Origin of the sequence: Bacteroides difficilis (assembly GCF_048319815.1) — a bacterium.
Lineage (GTDB): Bacteria > Bacteroidota > Bacteroidia > Bacteroidales > Bacteroidaceae > Bacteroides > Bacteroides zhangwenhongii.
Genome location: NZ_CP182814.1, coordinates 5,386,103 through 5,403,844 on the forward strand (window position 1 = coordinate 5,386,103; position 17,742 = coordinate 5,403,844).

Below are 17,742 nucleotides of genomic sequence, written 5' to 3' on the forward strand. Positions count from 1 at the left end.
ACAACCCAATAAAATGATTTACATATCTGTTTGAATAACCGGTGTCAGCCCCATCTTCTTTGCCCGTGCCAACATAAAGGTGCGGGCAGCTTCATATTCATTCGGGATCACTCCATCCAGAATCGCATCCTTTATCGCACTTTTCAGAGTCCCCACCTCCCGGCACGGTTGCAATCCGAAAGTCTCCATGATCTCCTCACCGCTCACAGGGGGCTGGAAATTGCGAATCCGGTCTTTTTCCTCCAGGTCTTTCAGCTTCTGCCGCACCAGTTGAAAGTTATTCAGGAAACGTTGCTTACGTTCCATATTTTTGGAAGTGATGTCCGCTTCACAGAGCGTCATCAGGTCGTCGATGTCATCCCCCGCCTCAAAAAGCAGACGGCGGACAGCCGAATCCGTCACCACATCATCCGCTATCACGATAGGACGCATGTGGAGACTGACCATCTTCTGCACATACTTCATCTTCTCATTCATCGGCAACTTCATCTTCCGGAAAATATTCGGAATCATCTTCTCACCGATAAAATTATGATTATGGAAAGTCCACCCCGCCTTCGGTTCCCAACGTTTAGTCACAGGTTTGGCAATGTCGTGCAGCAAGGCAGCCCAACGCAACCAAAGATTGTCGGTCTTTTTGCTGATATTATCCAGCACTTCGAGCGTATGATAAAAATTATCCTTATGCGAACGCCCGTTCCGGGTTTCCACCCCTTGCAAGGCAGCCAGCTCCGGAAAAATCAACGGGAGCAGTCCGCTACGGTCCAAGTCAATAAAACCTTTCGATGGAATCGGTGAAAGAATTATCTTATTGAGTTCGTCGGCAATACGCTCGCGCGATATAATTTCAATCCGGTCCTTATTTCGGCAAAGAGAATCGAACGTGTCATCGTCAATATAAAATCCCAGCTGCGTGGCAAAACGGATACAACGCATCATCCGCAACGGATCGTCACTGAAGGTGATGTCCGGATCGAGCGGAGTGCGGATCGTCTTCTCCTTCATATCCTCCAGTCCTCCGAACGGGTCTACCAGTTCACCGAAGCGTCCCTTATTGAGGCAGACGGCGAGGGCATTAATTGTGAAGTCACGACGGTTCTGATCGTCTTCCAACGTCCCGTCCTCCACAATCGGCTTGCGGGAATCCCGTTGGTAGGACTCTCTGCGCGCCCCCACAAATTCCACTTCCGTACCTTTATATTTCACCTGTGCTGTTCCGAAGTTCTTGAAGACAGAGACATGAGCGCCGCGTCCCAGATGTTTTCCGAGCGCTTCCGCCATCGCTATCCCACTGCCTACCACCACCACGTCTATATCTTTAGAGGGACGTTGCAGAAAAATATCACGAACATAGCCGCCTACGACGTAACACTCCAGACCGAGCGTATCGGCCGTTTCGGCTATTTTCCCGAAGATGGGCTCGCTAAAATGCTGCTTCAATTCCTCTTGAGTCAACTCTATCATTCTTCTTAGTTATAAGTTTTGAGGGGACAAAATTACAAAAATAAGGGATATATTCGTACTTTTGCCCTAAATAACCAAATAGTAAACAGAATTTGTGATGAAAAAACTAACAATCTTCTTTTGCGGAACACTGGCACTGGCTGCCTGCGGAAATGGAATCGAGAAAAAAGCCAATGAGAAACTGATGGTTGCCCAAGCGGCCTACGAACGTGGCGACTATGAAGAAGCCAAGTCGCAGATCGACAGTATCAAGATTTTGTATCCCAAAGCGTTCGAGGCACGCAAAGCGGGACAGGCATTGATGCTGGATGTAGAGACGAAATCGCAGCAGAAAACGCTTGCTTACCTGGACAGCGCCCTCCGGGCCAAGACTGAGGAGTTTAACGCCATCAAAGACAAATTCATCCTTGAGAAAGATGCGGAATACCAACAGGTGGGCAATTATCTATGGCCTACGCAGACTGTCGAAAAAAACATGCACCGTTCTTTCCTCCGCTTTCAGGTGGACGAACTGGGCAAGATGAGCATGACTTCCATCTACTGTGGTTCCGGCAACATCCATCACGTAGGGGTCAAAGTGATTGCTCCCGACGGCAGCTTCGCAGAAACTCCCGCCTCCAAAGACAGCTACGAGACAGCCGACATGAACGAGAAAATAGAGAAAGCGGACTATAAACTGGGTGAGGACGGTAACGTTATCGGCTTCATCAACTTCAACAAGGACAAGAATATCCGTGTGGAATTTATCGGCGACCGCTCCTATAAAACGACTATGAGCCCGACCGACCGCCAGGCTGCGGCAAATGTCTACGAATTGGCGCAAATCCTCTCCGCCATGCAGGAGATAAAGAAAGAACAGGAAGCCGCCAACTTGAAAATCGGATTTATCAATAAGAAGAAAGAACGGAAAGCACAGGAAGAACCGACGGATAAATAATGAAAGCCATCACTCTAAGATAAAAAGACAGACGGGTCACTTCACCCGTCTGTTCAATTGATTATTAGCCTTTCCGGCAAAAGGGTTGTTACTTTTCTTGATCGGCATAACGCTACCTATTAGTCCCCTTCATAAAATTCTCTCAGGAACCAGCGAGCCACGAAGTCCCAGTTGTCGTGAAGCAATGCCTTTCCGTTCTCAAACGGAAATTGAGCCTCCGGCAACAAGTTATGTTCCATGCCATACTTCAACAAATCGAACGGGCACAATCCCCCTTCACAGAACATCTCGTATGCTTCCTCCTCCGTTGTCGCAGCGTCATACAACGGATTATTCCCCGCTGCAAAGTATTTGGCAACATCCGGAGCCACCAGCACGCCTTTCGGATTGCCATAGACAACAAAGTTGTCAAACTCCGCCAGTTCGGGCAACAAAGCCTCTTCATCGTCTTCCCATTTCAGAGAATGGACGAAGAAAAACTTCAGGGCATCATACGAGTCAAAGAACATGAGCGGTTCGCCCTTACCGGCTTCCAGAAAATGTTCCACATCCGCCGGCAATGCCGCTCCCGGCACAATCTCAGGCAGAGGTTCACGTTCCTTTTCCATCAGCCTCCTGTCCATCATCCAGTTCGAAGCCAGCTCATCACTGATAGGAGCCGACTCGAAAGCCGCATCCAGACGTTCGTAAAGTACATCCGCCAACTCAAGCAACGTCTCATCCAACGGATTCTCCACATCGTTGAACGGGAAACTGTCACTGCTCGTCGAACTGAGCGCCCACAGAAGAAAAGCGATATCCTCACGGTTAATCTCGTCCGGCAAGTAATCCTCCGTCAACGAATAGAACGGCAGATAACGACCATAACTCTTCTTATGCCAATGGATAAATTCCCGCCAGTTTCCCGCATCCGCCACGCAGTCCTCCAGATACAGAGCGCACGTCAGAGCCAACCGACGCTGGTCTTCCGCTACGTCCGGGTTTCCTTCATACAAAGGGAAAGTCATCACCAACGGCAACAGCTCATTGGCCAACCCCATGTACCACTCGTCCGTATCCGTTTTCTTCGTCCGGTGGTGAATCTCAAGCCACGGGCGCATATAAATCTTTGATTGCCTCATCATTATAATCGTTTCAAAGCCAGTTTAATAACCTTTTCCACCGGAGCTTCCGGCTCTTCCTTCAAGATAGCCAGCACCACCTTCTGCGAAGGCGCAGCAGCAAAGCCAAGCATCGTCAATGCAGCCACAGCTTCCTCCTGCACTTCCGCGTTGGCAGCCTGCAGCAGCATACCGCCAACGGCACTTCCACCGGCAGCGGACACTCCCATTGTCTTTATCTTATCTTTCAGGTCGACAATCACCCGTTGCGCAGTCTTCAGCCCGATTCCCTTCACCGTCTTCAACAAGTTCGCATTCTCGGTACTGATGACGTTTACCAGCTCGGCAGGCGAAAGGGCGGAGAGGATCATACGCGCCGTATTCCCGCCAATGCCCGACACGGAAATCAGCAACAGGAAAATCTCCCTCTCCTGCTTCTCGGCAAATCCGTAGAGCACATAAGCGTCCTCACGAATGGCTTCATATATATACAACTTACAGGTTTTCTTTCCCTGAATGGCCGAATAGGTGTTCAGAGATATATTGGCGGCATAGCCCACCCCGTTACAGTCGATCACTGCGGTTGCCGGACTAAGTTCGGCAAGCTCGCCTCTAATGTATTCTATCATAACGGGTACAAAGATAAAACTTTCTCACCACAGATTACACTGATTCTCACAGATTATTCTTTTATACATCAGATACGAAGAATATGAAAAAAATAAAAATATTAAAGCAGATGAACCAAAGTTAGTAGTAAATTGTTTACTTTTGCAGGCAAAAGAAAGAAATTTGTTCATTAAAACCAAGAAAAGAATGAAAAAAGTAAGAGCTGCCATCGTTGGTTATGGCAACATTGGACATTATGTACTTGAAGCGCTTCAGGCAGCACCTGATTTCGAAATAGCCGGAGTCGTTCGCCGTGCCGGAGCAGAGAACAAACCGGAAGAGTTAGCAAACTACGCAGTAGTGAAGGACATAAAAGAGCTGGGAGAGGTAGACGTAGCTATTCTTTGCACGCCGACCCGCAGCGTAGAGAAATATGCCAAAGAATACTTGGCGATGGGCATTAATACAGTGGACAGTTTCGATATCCATACCGGCATCGTAGACTTGCGCCGTACACTAAACGCTACCGCCAAAGAGCATAAAGCCGTATCGATCATCTCTGCCGGATGGGATCCGGGAAGTGACTCCATCGTACGCACCATGCTGGAAGCGATCGCTCCGAAAGGCATCACGTACACGAACTTCGGTCCGGGTATGAGCATGGGACACACCGTAGCCGTGAAAGCGATTGATGGAGTGAAGGCTGCCCTTTCCATGACTATTCCGACCGGAACGGGAATCCACCGCCGCATGGTATACATCGAACTGAAAGACGGATATAAATTCGAAGAAGTAGCTGCTGCCATCAAAGCAGATCCTTACTTTGTGAACGATGAAACACACGTGAAACTCGTTCCGAGCGTAGACGCTCTGCTCGACATGGGACACGGCGTGAACCTGACCCGCAAGGGCGTATCCGGCAAAACCCAGAACCAGTTGTTCGAATTCAATATGCGTATCAACAACCCCGCACTGACCGCACAGGTATTGGTGTGCGTGGCGCGCGCTTCCATGAAACAGCAACCGGGATGTTACACAATGGTAGAAATTCCGGTAATCGACCTCCTTCCGGGCGACCGCGAAGAGTGGATCGGACATTTGGTTTAGTCGGATTTAGTCGAGGGACATTGAAAAACAAACGATATAGCAACCGGGAAGAATGGGCGAACACCCTCAGTCATGGGGCAGGCATTCTTCTCGGAATCGTAGCAGGATATTTCTTACTGCGAAAAGCTTCCGTTGCTGCTGATCCGCAATGGGCAGTGCCCTGCGTGATTGTCTATCTGGCGGGAATGCTTTCTTCTTACGTCAGTTCTACCTGGTATCACGGCAGTCGTCCGGGAGCACTGAAAGAACAGCTCCGTAAATTTGACCACGGAGCCATCTATCTGCACATAGCAGGCACTTATACTCCGTTCACACTACTCGTCTTGCGCCATGCAGGCGGTTGGGGATGGGGTATTTTCGCATTTGTCTGGCTGTCCGCCATTGCCGGTTTCATCCTTAGTTTCAAAAAGCTGAAAGAGCATAGCAATCTCGAAACGGTTTGTTATGTGGGTATGGGGGCATGTATACTGGTGGCAATGAAGCCTCTTCTCGATCAGTTGGAAATGGCCGGTGCCTCCCCCGCTTTCTGGTGGCTGATAGGCGGAGGCATTTCATACATTACAGGAGCTGTATTCTATTCGCTGCGCAAGCCTTATATGCACGCCGCTTTCCATCTGTTCTGTCTCGGCGGAAGCGTAGGGCACATCGTGGCAATCTGGCTGGTTTTATAAAGGACGCATACGGACAAAAAAAAGGCCATCTATCCCAGACAGCCAATCTTTATTAACCTTAAATCTAATACTATGAAAAACACAGTACAAAGATACGGACTTTCCTCATATCTCCAAATTTTCGAGGCAAAGCAGGAACATTTATAACACGGTTTAATAGATATCAGATATTCGTTAACATTTAACGTAGTTAAATCTAAAAATTAACGAATAACCCATCATAATATAGACAAGAAGAACAACGGAGAGTTTCACATAACTTTCAAAGAATAACTTAAAGAAAAGTTTTCCAAAACGGAAAACTTTCTGTATCAGTGAGAAAGAAAAGTTTCCCAAAATTTAATGTTAAAAGCGAACCAAGCTATTGGATTATCTTCTATCTTTGTATCCGGTTTCGGAACTAAAAAGAGGTTTAGTCAATGAGGGAACGCTGTGCAAATCGGCGACAGTACCCGCTGCTGTAATTCTCTAAGAATCCGCACGGTAAGCCACTGCATCGACAACGGGTGTGGGAAGGTGTTGCGGGGGAGGGATAAGTCAGAAGACCTGCCGGAATCAGAATCAACTTATTATTAATCACTTTCGGGAGTTAAAGTTATGAACTACGCGGAAATTTGTATCATCAAACGTGATGGTAAAAGAGAAGATTTCTCTATCAGTAAGATCAAGAATGCGATCAGTAAGGCATTCAATGCAACCGGTATCCAGGATGAACAGCAGTTGGTGGCTGACATCACGATGAACGTAATCAGCCAATTTGCCACCCCTACCATTACCGTAGAGGAGATTCAGGACTTGGTGGAAAAAGCATTGATGAAGGTGCGCCCTGAAGTAGCGAAGAAGTACATTATCTATCGCGAATGGCGGAACACGGAACGGGACAAGAAAACCCAGATGAAGCACGTGATGGACGGTATCGTCGCCATCGACAAGAACGATGTCAATCTGAGCAACGCCAACATGAGCAGCCACACGCCTGCCGGGCAAATGATGACTTTCGCCTCCGAAGTGACCAAAGATTATACCTATAAATACCTGTTGCCGAAACGTTTTGCGGAAGCACACCAATTGGGCGACATCCACATCCACGACTTGGATTACTATCCGACAAAGACGACGACCTGCATCCAGTATGACATGGACGACCTCTTTGAACGCGGATTCCGTACCAAGAACGGAAGTATCCGCACGCCACAGAGTATTCAGAGCTACGCCACGCTGGCAACCATCATTTTCCAAACCAACCAGAACGAGCAACACGGAGGACAGGCAATCCCCGCCTTCGATTTCTTCATGGCGAAAGGAGTAGCGAAGTCGTTCCGCAAACATCTGGCTTCGTTCATCAACTTCTACGTGGCGATGGAAAACGGAAGCCAGGCGGACGAAAAGGCTATCCGCACGTTGATCGAGGAGTATCTTCCCTCCATCAAGTCCACCGAAACCGAACGTGAGACATTACGCATCGCTCTGATAGCCTTGCAGATCATCATAGACAAGGAGCACCTCGCAAGAATTGTGGAAAAGGCTTATCAGCAGACCCGCAAGGACACGCATCAGGCGATGGAGGGATTTATCCACAACCTGAACACGATGCACTCTCGCGGAGGTAACCAGGTGGTATTCAGCTCGATAAACTACGGTACGGACACTTCCGCCGAAGGCCGCATGGTGATTGAAGAGCTACTGAAAGCCACAATCGAGGGACTGGGCACACGAGGTGAAGTGCCCGTCTTCCCCATTCAGATTTTCAAGGTGAAGGACGGGGTGTCTTACTCGGAAAAGGATTTTGAAAAGGCTATGAAAGCGGAGAATATAGAAGAGGCCATGAACGACCGTTACGAAGCTCCCAACTTCGATCTGCTGCTGAAAGCCTGCCAGACAACCGCAAAAGCATTGTTCCCGAACTTCATGTTCCTCGACACGCCTTTCAACACGAACGAGAAATGGAAAGCGGATGATCCGAAACGGTACATCTACGAGTTGGCAACGATGGGTTGCCGCACCCGTGTGTTTGAAAACGTGGCAGGAGAAAAGTCATCATTGGGACGAGGCAATCTGTCTTTCACCACGCTCAATATGCCGAGACTCGCCATCGAAGCCCGCATCAAGGCGGAGAATCTGATAGAGGACGAACGCAACACGGCTGCCATAGAACAGAAGGCTAAGGAGATTTTCATTGAATCCGTGCACTCTATGGCTGCTTTGGTGGCAGACCAGCTTTACGAACGTTATCAGTACCAACGTACAGCTCTTGCACGCCAGTTTCCTTTCATGATGGGGAATAATGTATGGAAAGGCGGTGCGGACTTGAATCCGAACGAGCAGGTGGGCGACGTATTGCGCAGCGGAACGCTGGGAATCGGATTCATCGGCGGACACAACGCGATGGTGGCACTCTACGGAGAGGGGCACGGACACAGCCGGAAGGCATGGGGCACGTTGTACGAAGCGGTGATGGAAATGAATAAGGTAGTAGACGAATACAAAGCGAAATACAACTTGAATTACTCTGTTCTGGCTACTCCCGCCGAAGGACTCTCCGGACGTTTCACCAAAATGGACAGACGGAAGTACGGGAAGATTCCTGGAGTGACGGATCGGGATTATTATGTCAACTCTTTCCACGTGGATGTAAAAGAGCAGATTAGCATTGTAGAGAAAATCAAGTGCGAAGCTCCTTTCCACGCCATCACACGCGGTGGGCATATCACGTATGTAGAACTGGACGGCGAAGCACAGAAAAATGTACGCGCCATCGCCAAAATCGTGAAAGTGATGCACGACGAGGGAATCGGCTACGGATCGATCAATCATCCGGTGGATACGTGCCACAACTGCGGTTACAAAGGGGTGATTTTTGATAAATGCCCGGTTTGCCAAAGCGAAAGCATCCTCCGTATGCGTCGCATCACAGGCTATCTGACCGGTGATTTAAGCTCGTGGAACTCTGCCAAACGAGCAGAAGAAAAGGACCGGGTAAAGAACTTGTAGAAGTTGAGAGGGGAGAGTTGAGAGTTGAGAGTGAAGGGAGATGATGTTTTAACTCTTAATTCTTAACTCTCAACTCTTAATTCTCAACTTCTACAAGTTCTTAGTTCTTAATTCTTAGCTTTTAACTCTTATCTCCCACTTTTTTTATTTAAATTACTTTATCTCAACCAATTATGAAAACTCTCAACTCTCAACTCTCCACTCTCAACTTATTAACGGTTTATCCGGAGACGATAGTAGATGGTGAGGGGATCCGGTATTCTATTTACCTTGCCGGATGTTCTCATCACTGTCCCGGCTGCCACAATCCGGAAAGCTGGAATCCGAAAGCGGGGGAACGGTTGACAGAGGAGAAGATTCAAGGCATTATCAAGGAGATTAAAGCCAATCCGCTGCTGGATGGGGTGACATTCTCCGGTGGAGATCCGTTCTATAATCCGGAAGCATTCCTGTCGCTCGTCAGGCGGGTGAAGGAGGAAACCGGGATGAACGTATGGTGCTACACTGGTTATACGTACGAAGAGATTCAGGAACAACCCCGCTTGAAGGCAATACTAACCTATATCGACGTACTGGTGGACGGACGTTTCGAGCAGTCGCTTTTCTCTCCCTATCTGGAGTTCAGAGGAAGCAGTAATCAGAGGATTCTGAAGCTGAACCGTTAAATTTTAACATAGAGTCCGGCTTTTCGCGGGACAAGGCGGGAAGGGAAATGGAGAAAGGGCGGTTCTTGGTAGAGAGAAAAGGCGGTTCCTTGAATACAAAAAAGGCGTTTTAACACTGTGTTAAAACGCCTTTTTTGTATTCAAGAAAACAGGGATGTTAGTTCGTTGATTATAAGCTATTTGCTATACAAATACGCTCTTGATTCCCTGTAATCGGAAGGTATTTCCACTTTTATAAAGTTTCATGAAGTTGCTGAAATCGCAACTTCATGAAAACAGGATTTCCTTCAAGAGATTCAGAAGAAGAACCTCAAAATATCATTGAAATTCGCCCATATAAGAAGACCGAAGAGCAGGACCATACCGGTCATCTGGGCATACTCCATAAACTTGTCGCTCGGTTTGCGGCGGGCTATCATCTCGTAGAAGAGGAAGAGCACATGACCACCGTCCAATGCGGGAATAGGCAGTATATTCATGAAAGCCAGAATAATGGACAGGAAAGCTGTCATGTACCAGAACTGATGCCAATCCCACGTTGCGGGGAAAATACTGCCAATCGTTCCGAAGCCACCCAGTTGCTTGGCTCCTTCTTTAGAGAAGAGGTACTTCATATTTCCGACATAGCCTTCCAACGTCTTGACACCGAGCGAGATACCTGCGGGGAAAGATTCGAGGAAAGCATACTCCTTTTTCACCATCGGCAACAAACGGTCGGTCAACACGCAAGCGGTCACACCCATCAGGTAAGCGGAATCCACACGCATACTCAGCGTGTCCTCCACACCGCCACGTATATAAGTGAGGGTGATCAAACGCGGGTCGATACTGTCATTGAGAAGCGCAGCCTCGTTTTTCTTACGTTCCGCCATCATTTCCTTGAAATCGGAGAAAGAGATAGGCGTTCCGTTCAGGGCAATGATACTATCGCCCGGCAAAATACCCGCTTGCGCGGCAGGAGAGTTGACCATGACGCTATCTACAACGTACGGAAAACGATAGGAGGCAAAACGGACACTGTCCACCAGGAGGCGTTGCATAAAGTCTTCGGGAATGTAGACTGAAGCTTTCGCACCGTTGCGCAGTACGCTTACTTCGCGGGCGTCGGCAATCTGGCTCAACATATCACCGTCGTATCGCTCGAAAGGAACACCATCGGCAGAAAGCAGTATGTCACCGTCTTTGAAGCCGACAGACTTGGCGGTCTCGTTGAAGTCCATGCCGAGAGGAGCTTCCTGTACCTTTATATACTGGTCGCCCCATGCAAAAAGAATCATCGAATAGATGAACAGCGCCAACAGGAAGTTGAACAGCACCCCGCCAACCATAATGAGCAGGCGTTGCCAAGCGGGTTTGGAACGAAACTCCCACGGTTGCTCAGGCTGCTTCATCTGCTCGGTATCCATCGACTCGTCAATCATACCGGCAATCTTCACATAACCGCCCAACGGCAGCCAGCCTACGGCATATTCCGTTTCGCTTTTCTTGGGTTTGAACTTAAACAGAGTGAACCAGGGGTCGAAGAATAAGCAGAATTTTTCTACACGCACCTTAAACAGACGGGCAAAAAGGAAATGCCCGCCTTCATGAATGATAACGAGCAAAGACAAGCTCATAATCAATTGGAGGGCACGAATCAAAAATGTTTCCATGTTTATTATATTACAATTTATATTTTACGAATTACTATTTACTTTTTACTATCCACACGAATGAATAGTTTTTTGGGGAGGAACTAAAGACTTTGCCGACCCACCAGTCCGGAAGCGATTCGCCGCGCTTCCGCATCGGTCGCTACATAGTCATCGTACGTGGGGTTGGCTATAAACGTAGCCTGTTCCATCGTCTTCTCTATCACATCACTCATGCCGAGAAAGCTGATACCGTCTTTCAGGAAAGAAGCGACTACCACTTCGTTGGCCGCATTAACGATGCAAGGCATATTCCCTCCCCGATACATCGCTTCGTAAGCGAGAGCGAGGTTGCGGAACCGTTTCGTGTCGGGCTGTTCAAACGTCAGGTTCGTGCATTTGGAGAAATCAAGCCTGTCGAAAGAGGCACTGATACGGTCCGGATAGGAGAAGGCGTATTGGATAGGCAGACGCATATCAGGCATACCGAGCTGCGCTTTCACCGCCCCGTCTTCAAACTGCACCATAGAGTGGATCACGGATTGCGGATGCACCACGACTTCAATCTGGCTGGGCTGAACGCCAAACAGCCACTTCGCCTCGATAACCTCAAAACCTTTGTTCATCATAGAAGCGGAGTCGATGGTAATCTTGGCCCCCATCTCCCAGTTGGGGTGTTTCAAGGCTTGCGTCTTGGTCACGTACTTAAGCTGCTCCAGCGTGCAGGTACGGAAAGGTCCCCCCGAAGCGGTCAGTATGACTTTCTCTATCGGATTGCCGACTTCTCCTGCCAAACACTGAAAAACAGCGGAATGTTCGGAGTCCACCGGCAAAATCGGTGTACGGTATTGCTGTGCCAGTTCATTAATCAGTTCTCCCGCCACGACCAACGTTTCCTTATTCGCCAATGCAATGGCTTTCTTTGCCCGAATCGCATTCATGGTAGGTTTCAGTCCGGCATAACCGACCATCGCCGTCAATACCATATCAATCGGACCGGCCTCCACTATCTGGCAGATGGCGTCAGTTCCCGCGTATACCTTTATAGGCAGGTCGCTCAAAGCTTCTTTCAGTTCGGTATATTTCTCTTCGTTGGCTATCACGACAACTTCCGGCTGAAACTTCCGCGCCTGAGCTATCAGCAGCTCCACACGATTGTTGGCCGTCAGCGCGTATGCCTCGTACAGATCGGGATGTTCCTCTATCACCTGCAATGCCTGTGTGCCGATAGACCCGGTAGAGCCTAAAATGGCTATTTGTTTCTTCTTTTTATTAGTTTCTATATTCATTTCTTATATATTCTCCTCACTAAAAAACGATATACTTCTCAGGATTCACCGGATGGCCTTTGTACCAAAGCTCGAAATGCAGGTGCGGACCCGTGCTGAGAGTTCCACTGTTACCCACCAAAGCGATGGCTTCGCCCCCTTTCACACGGTCACCCTCTTTCTTGAGCAGAGAGCCGCAATGCTTATAAACCGATATCAAATCCTGACTATGTTGCACACCGATCAGGTAGCCTGTTTCGGCGGTGTAGGTACTCAGAATAACGGTTCCGTCCATCGTTGCCAGCACACTTTCATTGGGATTGGCGGCAATATCCGTTCCGTAGTGTTTCTTTTCCGCATCGAAGCGGTCGGAAACCATTCCCCGCGTCGGGCGGTACAGGATAAGTCCCGTCACATCCGGCTGGGAGGTGATGGAAGTCAGGTTGTATTTCTCTGTTTCTTCGTATTGACGGCGGAATTCCTCTTCGCGCTTGGTGCGTTCCATCAAGGTGTCTTTGCGGACGGTAGTCAGCGAGTCGAGCGTCTGCACACTGTCGACGGGTATATTGCCGCTGAAAATGTCCTGAATGTTCATGATATAGAGGTTCTGCCGGTTGAGCACCTGTTGCAGAGAGTCCACCCGCAAGGCGTTACCCACGATTTGGGAACGGACCTCACTGTTCATATAACCCGGAAGGTAGTTGCGCAAAGGGGTGAAAGCGATGATGCAGGCTGCGATCAGAAACAACACCGTCAGTACGCTGAGTAACACGGAAAGGCCATTGAGCTTGGACACACGAAGCCCGACAATCTCTTCAAGCGTGTTTTCATTGACAATCGTCAGTTTATACTTGAACTTGAAATTTTTCCAGAAAGCTTTGCTTCGTCTTCTCTTTGGCATTTGAACAATTAAAAATTAAAGATTAAAAATTAAAAAGGAGGACCGATTTATGTTCCTCTTCAGATACGGATTATACGGGACAATCCGTATCATCCGCGTCCAAATCTTCCAAATTGAGCAACCCTTCGGGAAGCTCTACGGTGATGAGTTTCCGTCTCTGGTCTATGCCTACGATAAATTCCTCTTGGGCGGGAACCAGCAGTTCCTCACCGTCTTTCTCGACTACGAAAAGGGTATTGACGGTAGCGGTATCCACCTCCACCACCTCGCCCAAAAGTCCGTGACGAGTGTCCTCCATGCGGAAACCGACGAAGAAGTTCCAGGACAATTCACCGTCTCCGGCTTCTTCCGCATACTTCACAGGGAAATAGACTTCGACATTGGTAAACGTCCGGGCACGTTCGGCGGTATCGACCCCCTCCAGCTTCACCAAAGCGGTGGAGTCGGAACGGAAACGGTACTCTTCGATGAAAAAGGGTACAAAAATTCCGTCGAGCAGGCAGACCAGATAGTCGCAGTCCACACGGTCAAAAATATCATCCGTAAAGGTAAACTGCAACTCACCGTGAATTCCGTGCGGCTTATTGAACAATCCTATTTTATATACTTCTTCTTTCTTTATCATATCCGGGTGATTCTGGCTCCGATGGCGTTCAGACGTCCTTCGATGTTCTGATAACCACGGTCTATCTGTTCGATGTTACTAATGGTACTGGTTCCTTCGGCGCTCATGGCGGCAATCAGCAGGGCGATACCGGCACGTATGTCCGGTGAAGTCAGGCGGGCGCCGCGCAGCTTGAAGCCGTGATTGTGGCCGATGACTACGGCACGGTGAGGGTCGCAGAGAATAATCTGAGCTCCCATATCAATCAGCTTGTCTACGAAGAACAGGCGGCTTTCAAACATTTTCTGATGAATCAGCACGCTGCCTTTGGCTTGTGTCGCCACAACGAGCATGACACTCAGCAAGTCCGGAGTGAGTCCCGGCCAGGTGGCGTCGGCTATCGTCATGATGGAGCCGTCGATAAAAGATTCTATCTCGTATGTTTCCTGTGCGGGAACGTAAATATCATCGCCTCTCTGTTCGAGCTTGATGCCCAAGCGGCGGAAGCTCTCGGGGATGATTCCCAGATTCTCGTAAGAAACATTCTTAATGGTGATTTCACTTTTCGTCATGGCTGCCATACCGATAAAGCTGCCGACCTCAATCATATCGGGCAGTACGGTGTGCTGTGTGCCATGCAGTTTGTCCACCCCTTCGATGGTAAGCAGGTTGGACGCGATACCGCTAATCTTCGCTCCCATCCGGTTGAGCAAGCGGCAAAGCTGCTGAACGTAAGGCTCGCAGGCTGCATTATAAATAGTGGTAGTGCCTTTGGCAAGCACGGCAGCCATCACGATATTAGCTGTTCCGGTGACGGAAGCCTCGTCCAGCAACATATAATTGCCCCGAAGTTGTTTGGCGGTAATCTCGTAGATTCCACGCTCCTCATCGTAGCGGAAGTCTGCCCCCAAATTCTGAATGCCGACAAAGTGGGTATCCAGACGACGGCGACCAATCTTGTCCCCTCCCGGTTTGGAGATCAGCGCTTTGCCGAAACGGGCGACCATCGGACCTATCAGCATGACGGAACCCCGCAGGCTGGAACATTTCTTCAGGAACTCATCGCTTTCGAGATAAGCCAAGTCTACATTTTCGGCCTTAAAGCTATAAGTATCAATGCCTTTCTTTGCAACCGTCACTCCCATCTCACGCAAGAGCTGAATCAAGTTGTTGACATCCAAAATGTCAGGTATATTGTTCACCGTCACTTCCTCTTCAGTCAGCAACGTAGCGCAGATGATCTGCAAAACTTCGTTTTTGGCACCTTGCGGATGAATCTCGCCGCAGAGCCGGTGTCCTCCTTCGATTACAAATGAAGCCATTGATGTTCGGGGTATTAAATTTCTTAATATCGTCTCTTGTTATTCTGACGATTGTTATTGTAGTTCATCTTCGGACGGTAGTTCTGGCTCAAACGCTCAGCCATCAGGCGGATGATGTCATCGGTCATCTGGAGTTTGCCGTCGGACAGTTCATAAAGGTCTTCGGCTATCTTCCGGTCGTCCACCGTGTCTTTGTTCCACGCCATGTAATCTTTCTTCATGTGGTTACAGATCAAGGCTATCAAGTTCCTCTTTTCATTTCCTTCGGGAAATTCGATGGCTTTCTTGATCAGTATCTCCAAAGTGTGACCGTAATGACGGTAACGCATACGGGTAGTAGAGTAAGGTATGTGTTCCGGACGGGTCACCAGATTGTCTTTGCGGATAATCTCGTAAGGGTAATCGATGTCCAGCTCAAAACCGGACATAATGGCCAAATGATCCCAAAGTTTATGCTTGAAATCGGGCACGTCACGCAAATGAGGGAACATATTGCCCATGATATTTATAATCGTGTTGGCACAACGCTGACGTTCCGCACGGTCTTGTATAGTCAACGCATAGTCAACCATATTTTGTATGCTGCGCCCGTATTCGGGAAGCGGCATTCTTTTCTGTTGGGTATTATATTGCATAATCTTAAAAAGTTGAAAGTTGAAAATCACTTTCGTCTATTATTAATTGTTTATTGCTTATCAAGTTATTGCTAATTGCCAATCATTCATTAACTAATCATTCATTACCAATCGTTCATTAACTAATTAATTGCTCATCACCAATTCATCAAAGGAGTTTCTTCGGTGTGGAAGCAACGAATTCCTTCAGGTAGAAAGGTTCGAAGTAGGCCACGTCCTTATAATCCTCTTTCGCTATTGCCTTTTCTGCAAGCGGGAACATCATTTTGGCTAACGGATGCACCTTGTCGATAAAATGCGCATTGGGATGCGTTATCTTCTCGCGGCATTTGGCAGCTCCGTTACCGAAGAAATAAACCGGTCGTTCGTTCAGGAACTCCAGATAGGAATTTTCGTCCACTATATCGGCTGCAACGGCACGCTTCACATCTAAGGCACGGTCGTAAACGGCTGCATAAACTTCCATACGGCGGGCGTCGATCATAGGACAGAGCAAAGCGTCTTCGGGAAGATTCTCATACAGCAAGACCGGAACACACAGCACCTCAAGCGTCGGAATCCCGATCAACGGAATGTTGCGTCCGTAACAAATGCCCTTCGCCATAGAAACCCCGATCCGGAGTCCGGTGTAAGATCCCGGCCCGCAACTGACCGCAACCGCATCCAACGGGATAGCATGACTGTCGATAAATGACAATGCCTCATCGACAAAAACTCCTAAAGAAACGGCGTGTGAAGGGCCTTTCAGGTCTTCTTCCACAAACGGAACCATTCCGTCCTCACTGATTGCCACCGAGCAAACGGAGGTGGAGGTTTCAATATTCAGTATACACGACATAAAAATCAGCTTATTAAATTGTCGCAAATTTACATGATAATTTCCAATTCTTAAAATAATCGTGTACTTTTGCACAAAACTTTAAGATTTATGATACAATCGATGACAGGTTACGGCAAAGCTACAGCCGAACTCCCTGATAAAAAAATAAATGTAGAAATTAAGTCGCTCAACAGCAAGGCTATGGATCTTTCCACTCGCATCGCTCCGGCTTATCGTGAAAAAGAGATCGAAATCCGTAACGAGATTTCCAAAGTGCTGGAACGCGGCAAGGTGGACTTCAGCCTGTGGATCGAGAAGAAAGAGGGGGCGGAAAGCGCTACTCCTATCAATCAGGCTCTTGTGGAGGGCTACTACAAACAGATTCTGGCTATCTCGGAAAATCTTAATATTCCTCTTCCTGCCGACTGGTTTCAGACATTGCTCCGCATGCCGGACGTGATGACGAAGACTGAAATTCAGGAACTTACGGAGGAAGAATGGAAAGCGGTGCACGCTGCTGTAGCGGAAGCGATCGGGCATCTGGTGGATTTCCGCAAACAGGAGGGGGCTGCACTGGAAAAGAAGTTCCGCGAGAAGATTGCCAACATCACAAGCCTGCTCGAAAAGATTACTCCTTACGAGAAAGAACGTGTGGAAAAGGTGAAAGAACGTATCACAGACGCTCTCGAAAAGACGCTGAGTGTGGACTACGACAAAAACCGCCTGGAGCAGGAGTTGATTTACTATATTGAAAAGCTGGATGTCAACGAGGAGAAACAACGCCTCAGCAACCATCTGAAATATTTTATCAGTACGCTGGAAAGCGGCAACGGACAAGGCAAGAAATTGGGATTTATCGCTCAGGAAATGGGACGTGAAATCAATACACTGGGCAGCAAGTCCAATCATGCCGAAATGCAGAAAATCGTGGTTCAGATGAAAGATGAACTGGAACAGATTAAAGAACAGGTACTGAACGTGATGTAGACGAACGTCTCTCATCTTTCATTCTTCATT

16 protein-coding genes and 1 riboswitch are annotated in these 17,742 nt (G+C 48.3%); of the genes, 6 read left to right on the forward strand and 10 right to left on the reverse strand.

Features of this window, described 5'->3' with window-relative positions:
• Nucleotides 1-18: 18 nt before the first annotated feature.
• Nucleotides 19-1,464: a CCA tRNA nucleotidyltransferase gene (locus tag ACNOGP_RS21115; RefSeq protein WP_272721294.1), complete on the reverse strand. Its 1,446-nt coding sequence runs from the start codon at nucleotides 1,462-1,464 to the stop codon at nucleotides 19-21.
• A gap of 97 nt (nucleotides 1,465-1,561) precedes the next feature.
• Between ACNOGP_RS21115 and ACNOGP_RS21120 the strand changes: the two genes are divergently transcribed.
• Entirely contained in the window at nucleotides 1,562-2,401 is an 840-nt protein-coding gene (locus ACNOGP_RS21120; protein ID WP_418213658.1) for a hypothetical protein, read from the forward strand.
• A gap of 119 nt (nucleotides 2,402-2,520) precedes the next feature.
• Here the strand turns inward: ACNOGP_RS21120 and ACNOGP_RS21125 are convergent, their stop codons facing one another.
• Both ACNOGP_RS21125 and ruvA read right to left on the reverse strand, forming a co-directional pair.
• On the reverse strand, nucleotides 2,521-3,522 hold the full coding sequence (locus ACNOGP_RS21125) for a DUF3843 family protein (protein ID WP_195532729.1): 1,002 nt from the start codon (nucleotides 3,520-3,522) through the stop codon (nucleotides 2,521-2,523).
• 2 nt (nucleotides 3,523-3,524) lie between these two features.
• Nucleotides 3,525-4,130, reverse strand: coding sequence for a Holliday junction branch migration protein RuvA (gene ruvA / locus ACNOGP_RS21130; protein ID WP_418213659.1), 606 nt, complete (start codon nucleotides 4,128-4,130; stop codon nucleotides 3,525-3,527).
• A gap of 187 nt (nucleotides 4,131-4,317) precedes the next feature.
• Here ruvA and ACNOGP_RS21135 point away from each other — a divergent pair, with 187 nt between their 5' ends.
• From ACNOGP_RS21135 to nrdG, 4 genes are all read left to right on the forward strand, one after another.
• Complete coding sequence (locus tag ACNOGP_RS21135) at nucleotides 4,318-5,217, forward strand: diaminopimelate dehydrogenase (RefSeq protein ID WP_007751442.1); 900 nt, start codon at nucleotides 4,318-4,320, stop codon at nucleotides 5,215-5,217.
• Between the two features lie 20 nt (nucleotides 5,218-5,237).
• Nucleotides 5,238-5,888: a PAQR family membrane homeostasis protein TrhA gene (trhA, locus tag ACNOGP_RS21140; protein WP_195532726.1), complete on the forward strand. Its 651-nt coding sequence runs from the start codon at nucleotides 5,238-5,240 to the stop codon at nucleotides 5,886-5,888.
• A 378-nt stretch (nucleotides 5,889-6,266) separates the two neighbouring features.
• Nucleotides 6,267-6,457: riboswitch (cobalamin riboswitch) on the forward strand.
• Between the two features lie 28 nt (nucleotides 6,458-6,485).
• Entirely contained in the window at nucleotides 6,486-8,879 is a 2,394-nt protein-coding gene (locus tag ACNOGP_RS21145) for an anaerobic ribonucleoside triphosphate reductase (RefSeq protein ID WP_418213660.1), read from the forward strand.
• Between the two features lie 173 nt (nucleotides 8,880-9,052).
• The gene (gene nrdG / locus ACNOGP_RS21150; protein WP_418213661.1) at nucleotides 9,053-9,544 is read left to right on the forward strand and encodes an anaerobic ribonucleoside-triphosphate reductase activating protein; all 492 of its coding nucleotides are present in this window, start codon (nucleotides 9,053-9,055) and stop codon (nucleotides 9,542-9,544) included.
• Nucleotides 9,545-9,840: 296 nt separating this feature from the next.
• Here nrdG and rseP read toward each other — a convergent pair whose 3' ends face one another.
• The 7 genes from rseP to tsaB form a co-directional block, all read right to left on the reverse strand.
• A complete protein-coding gene (rseP, locus tag ACNOGP_RS21155; protein ID WP_418213662.1) occupies nucleotides 9,841-11,196 on the reverse strand; it encodes an RIP metalloprotease RseP in 1,356 nt (451 codons plus the stop codon).
• A gap of 83 nt (nucleotides 11,197-11,279) precedes the next feature.
• Nucleotides 11,280-12,464, reverse strand: coding sequence for a 1-deoxy-D-xylulose-5-phosphate reductoisomerase (locus ACNOGP_RS21160; RefSeq protein ID WP_007766650.1), 1,185 nt, complete (start codon nucleotides 12,462-12,464; stop codon nucleotides 11,280-11,282).
• A gap of 19 nt (nucleotides 12,465-12,483) precedes the next feature.
• Nucleotides 12,484-13,344, reverse strand: a complete 861-nt coding sequence (locus tag ACNOGP_RS21165) for a M23 family metallopeptidase (protein WP_143865038.1) — start codon at nucleotides 13,342-13,344, stop codon at nucleotides 12,484-12,486.
• A gap of 70 nt (nucleotides 13,345-13,414) precedes the next feature.
• On the reverse strand, nucleotides 13,415-13,969 hold the full coding sequence (rimM, locus tag ACNOGP_RS21170) for a ribosome maturation factor RimM (protein ID WP_186967374.1): 555 nt from the start codon (nucleotides 13,967-13,969) through the stop codon (nucleotides 13,415-13,417).
• On the reverse strand, nucleotides 13,966-15,270 hold the full coding sequence (murA, locus tag ACNOGP_RS21175) for a UDP-N-acetylglucosamine 1-carboxyvinyltransferase (protein ID WP_007766667.1): 1,305 nt from the start codon (nucleotides 15,268-15,270) through the stop codon (nucleotides 13,966-13,968). The genes rimM and murA overlap by 4 nt, the downstream gene beginning before the upstream one ends.
• 23 nt (nucleotides 15,271-15,293) lie before the next feature.
• Nucleotides 15,294-15,905 carry a DUF4290 domain-containing protein gene (locus ACNOGP_RS21180; RefSeq protein ID WP_017142868.1) on the reverse strand — a complete coding sequence of 204 codons (612 nt, stop codon included), beginning with the start codon at nucleotides 15,903-15,905 and terminating at the stop codon, nucleotides 15,294-15,296.
• Between the two features lie 148 nt (nucleotides 15,906-16,053).
• Nucleotides 16,054-16,743, reverse strand: a complete 690-nt coding sequence (tsaB, locus tag ACNOGP_RS21185) for a tRNA (adenosine(37)-N6)-threonylcarbamoyltransferase complex dimerization subunit type 1 TsaB (RefSeq protein WP_007766672.1) — start codon at nucleotides 16,741-16,743, stop codon at nucleotides 16,054-16,056.
• A gap of 90 nt (nucleotides 16,744-16,833) precedes the next feature.
• On the opposite strand from tsaB, the gene ACNOGP_RS21190 reads away from it, so the two are divergent.
• Nucleotides 16,834-17,712, forward strand: coding sequence for a YicC/YloC family endoribonuclease (locus tag ACNOGP_RS21190; protein WP_007751476.1), 879 nt, complete (start codon nucleotides 16,834-16,836; stop codon nucleotides 17,710-17,712).
• Nucleotides 17,713-17,742: the final 30 nt, after the last annotated feature.

What these genes read in the sequence shown, in the direction of transcription:
- rseP (WP_418213662.1), bottom strand. Translation starts at nt 11,196, where the DNA reads ATGGAAACATTTTTGATTCGTGCCCTCCAATTGATTATGAGCTTGTCT.
- rimM (WP_186967374.1), bottom strand. Translation starts at nt 13,969, where the DNA reads ATGATAAAGAAAGAAGAAGTATATAAAATAGGATTGTTCAATAAGCCG.
- ACNOGP_RS21160 (WP_007766650.1), bottom strand. Translation starts at nt 12,464, where the DNA reads ATGAATATAGAAACTAATAAAAAGAAGAAACAAATAGCCATTTTAGGC.
- ACNOGP_RS21120 (WP_418213658.1), top strand. Translation starts at nt 1,562, where the DNA reads ATGAAAAAACTAACAATCTTCTTTTGCGGAACACTGGCACTGGCTGCC.
- ACNOGP_RS21190 (WP_007751476.1), top strand. Translation starts at nt 16,834, where the DNA reads ATGATACAATCGATGACAGGTTACGGCAAAGCTACAGCCGAACTCCCT.
- ACNOGP_RS21125 (WP_195532729.1), bottom strand. Translation starts at nt 3,522, where the DNA reads ATGAGGCAATCAAAGATTTATATGCGCCCGTGGCTTGAGATTCACCAC.
- ACNOGP_RS21145 (WP_418213660.1), top strand. Translation starts at nt 6,486, where the DNA reads ATGAACTACGCGGAAATTTGTATCATCAAACGTGATGGTAAAAGAGAA.
- ACNOGP_RS21165 (WP_143865038.1), bottom strand. Translation starts at nt 13,344, where the DNA reads ATGCCAAAGAGAAGACGAAGCAAAGCTTTCTGGAAAAATTTCAAGTTC.
- ruvA (WP_418213659.1), bottom strand. Translation starts at nt 4,130, where the DNA reads ATGATAGAATACATTAGAGGCGAGCTTGCCGAACTTAGTCCGGCAACC.
- tsaB (WP_007766672.1), bottom strand. Translation starts at nt 16,743, where the DNA reads ATGTCGTGTATACTGAATATTGAAACCTCCACCTCCGTTTGCTCGGTG.
- ACNOGP_RS21180 (WP_017142868.1), bottom strand. Translation starts at nt 15,905, where the DNA reads ATGCAATATAATACCCAACAGAAAAGAATGCCGCTTCCCGAATACGGG.
- ACNOGP_RS21135 (WP_007751442.1), top strand. Translation starts at nt 4,318, where the DNA reads ATGAAAAAAGTAAGAGCTGCCATCGTTGGTTATGGCAACATTGGACAT.
- ACNOGP_RS21115 (WP_272721294.1), bottom strand. Translation starts at nt 1,464, where the DNA reads ATGATAGAGTTGACTCAAGAGGAATTGAAGCAGCATTTTAGCGAGCCC.
- murA (WP_007766667.1), bottom strand. Translation starts at nt 15,270, where the DNA reads ATGGCTTCATTTGTAATCGAAGGAGGACACCGGCTCTGCGGCGAGATT.
- nrdG (WP_418213661.1), top strand. Translation starts at nt 9,053, where the DNA reads ATGAAAACTCTCAACTCTCAACTCTCCACTCTCAACTTATTAACGGTT.